This window comes from Blastomonas sp., from assembly GCF_041747255.1.
Taxonomy (GTDB): Bacteria; Pseudomonadota; Alphaproteobacteria; order Sphingomonadales; family Sphingomonadaceae; genus Blastomonas.
In genome coordinates, this window is sequence record NZ_JBGTFM010000284.1 from 1 (window position 1) to 2755 (window position 2755).

General features: G+C 60.8%; 3 protein-coding genes. All 3 read right to left on the reverse strand.

Features of this window, described 5'->3' with window-relative positions:
* Positions 1–11: 11 nt before the first annotated feature.
* Positions 12–857: a hypothetical protein gene (locus ACEW8G_RS09580; protein ID WP_373488200.1), complete on the reverse strand. Its 846-nt coding sequence runs from the start codon at positions 855–857 to the stop codon at positions 12–14.
* A gap of 72 nt (positions 858–929) precedes the next feature.
* Positions 930–1823, reverse strand: a complete 894-nt coding sequence (locus ACEW8G_RS09585) for an exonuclease domain-containing protein (RefSeq protein ID WP_373488201.1) — start codon at positions 1821–1823, stop codon at positions 930–932.
* Between the two features lie 197 nt (positions 1824–2020).
* A partial coding sequence (locus ACEW8G_RS09590; protein ID WP_373488202.1) for a hypothetical protein occupies positions 2021–2755 on the reverse strand: 735 nt, incomplete at its 5' end.

The following is a 2755-nucleotide window of genomic DNA, read 5'->3' on the forward strand; positions in this document are numbered from 1 at the left end:
CTCATCCTGCTTCATGGTGCGCGGAACACCGTCCCGCGCAGGCCGGCGGCACGTAAACGATCGCGGGCCCAAGGCCTGAAGCTGCGGCTGCAAAAGATACTCTTCGGGAAGGTCTCGGCAGCTTTCTCCGCCAGGGCCATAATCGTCGCCGGCCGGTCGCAGGTGACGACGGCCATGGACTTCAGATGGCCGATGGCGATCACGCAGGTCGTCAGCACGTCGGCAGCGACCTGATCGGCCACCAGATCCCATTGTCGGTTCTCGACCAGCTGACCGATTTCCTTTCTGGGGCTCGGCTTCGAAGGGATCGCGAGCGCAGCGGCGTATTCCGGCAAATGGACGGACGCTGCCATGACGGAGGACGCGTTGCACAGATCCAGGCGCCGGATGCTGTAAGGCGAGAGGTCAAGCAGCTGGACCGGCAAACACAGATCATGCTCCACCGCGGCGCGGCGGAGAGCAGCGAGATCTTTTGCCTCGCCCCCCCAAGTCGCGAAAATCGCTTGCGGCATTGCCGCCAGCGCATCGAAGAACTGCGTAACCATCGTTTTCTCATCCATCGTCTCCGCGGTCAGCACCACCGGCGCTTCGATTTCAGGAACGGCCTGCCCTGGGACGAAGCGCAAAACGGTCCAGGCGGCCGCCACGATGCGGTGGAACGGCCAGCGGATTTTCTCCTCGGCCGCAGCCCCTTCCGCTACCTGGTAACCAGCGTGGGCGGAGCGGTGATATTGGTATTCAAAATCTGCGACGATGTAGGTACGGTGGCTCCTGTCATCGCTTTCGACATTGCTGGCGGCGAACAGCCGGGCTTCGCGCCCGAGCATCTCTTCGATCAAGGTCAGTGAATCGCTCATTTCTAGTCTCCTCTGAAACGCAAAAGGCCCGCCAGTGGCGGGCCCTTTGCAGGTGTGGTTTGGGTGGAAATTCTAGCGGTGGCGCTCGTGCGCGGTGATGGTTCGCAAGGTGGGTGCCGGGAGGCCCTTGCAATAAAACCAGGCCTGCTCGTGCGCGATCAGGACGTTGTCGAGTTCCTTCGCCCAGAACCGCTGGGCGGGATACCAGCGATACCCACGCGCCTTGAGCAGGTCCTTCTTCGCGATCGGCGTTCCTTGTGCCTCGACCATGGTCGTCGTTTTTTGTGCCCCGGCCAGCAGGCGCTGCATATGGGTGCGCCGCTCGTCAGCCCCCCAGCCCTTGCGTCGCTCGGTGAGCAGGACGAACAAGGACCACACATCGACGTCTGCCAAGTGCGCTTGGGCAAACCATCCATGCTGCGCGAGAAGGTGCTGCTGGGCTCTCGCATCGAACCCAGTCATGAGCCAGTCGATGTCGCGCATGCTGCAGCCCCATGCGGCGCCTTTGAGTTCAGGATACCGCCGCTCCAGCCATCCGATCTCAAAGCTGCTATTGTGCGCCACCAGCAGGTCCGCCCTTGAAAGCATACCCATAACCGTTGCATCGGGGATGCTCTTGCCGGTCAGATCCTGCGACCTGATTGACGTGAGCATCGTGATCCTGGGGTCGAGCGGAACGCCCGGATCCTCGAACCACGCGATCGGCCCGAAATGGCCAATCACCTCGCCCGCCTCGTCCACCCACACGAGCATCAGTGCCAGCTGGATGATCTTATCCTTTTCGGGGTTGAGCCCCGACGTTTCGAGATCGATGAGAGCCACGCATTTCCCATCCGGCGGGCAGCCGTCATCCGGCATGTTGCTGAATGCCGGTGGCACTGCCCGCAGCACCCGATAGCCAGGGTTGCGCTCGAGACGCATCGCGCGGCGCTCGAAAGCGGGATCGAGGTGTTTGGTATTTATCATTACGGTTTCTCCTGTTGGTGAAACCGGCGAGGCTGGCCGAGCTGACTGCTCTTTTTTCCCTTCACCTGCCGGTTCACGGCAGATGTTCTCCCAATCATTTCTTCCTCAGCGACCTGGGCACAGGTTCGCTTTTCCTGCTGCGACGATAAAAAAAGGGCGGCCTCGGGAGAGACCGCCCTTCGGCAGGCTGGGCGGTGCTAGGCTGCCGCCTCGTCGTCGTCTTCGATCTCCAGATCGTAACGCGTGGGATCGATCTCAAGCAGGTCGGCGAGTTTCTGATCGGTCGCCTGGTGTTGTGTTCTGGCCTGTTCGACCGGCTTCGAGTTTTCGTTTGTGAAGCGCATGAGCTCGCTGTTCATCGATCGAAGCTCCTGAACCTTCCCTGCTTCGGCTGCCAGCTGCGTCTTCAGGTCTACGAGCTGACCACCCGCGAATTCCAGCTGCTTCTCCAGAGCGGCGATGCGCGCGTCCTTCTCCTCCGCCTCAGTTTGCAGGGTGACGACCCGGGTCTCAAGCGCGGCAATCTTGTCCCGGAAAAGGCCCTTCTCCTTGCTAGATTCTTTCCGGTCTTCGGCGACCGCCTTTCCCGTCATGCCGCAGGCGTAAGCAAGAATTTCTTGGCTAGTAACTTCGAGCCGCTGCGCGAGACCTTCCCGCAGGTGCTGCGGCGCCATACCTGCATGGAGTACGCCTTCCTCGATCCGCCGCCTCTTCCAGTCGGCGAATTTTTCATAGAAGGTCTGATTGCCCCGCGGCATACCCAACCGGGTAGCGACCTGGTTGGCGTTGACCTTCTCAATGTCATTGTCGAATTCGCGCAGCATCTCGTCGGCAGCGGCATCGACCATAGTTTGCGTGATGGGGTTCTCATATTTCGGCATCGTGGTTTCCTTCGATATTCGCTGTCCAGCGAATGCAGCGAAGTTCGCTGG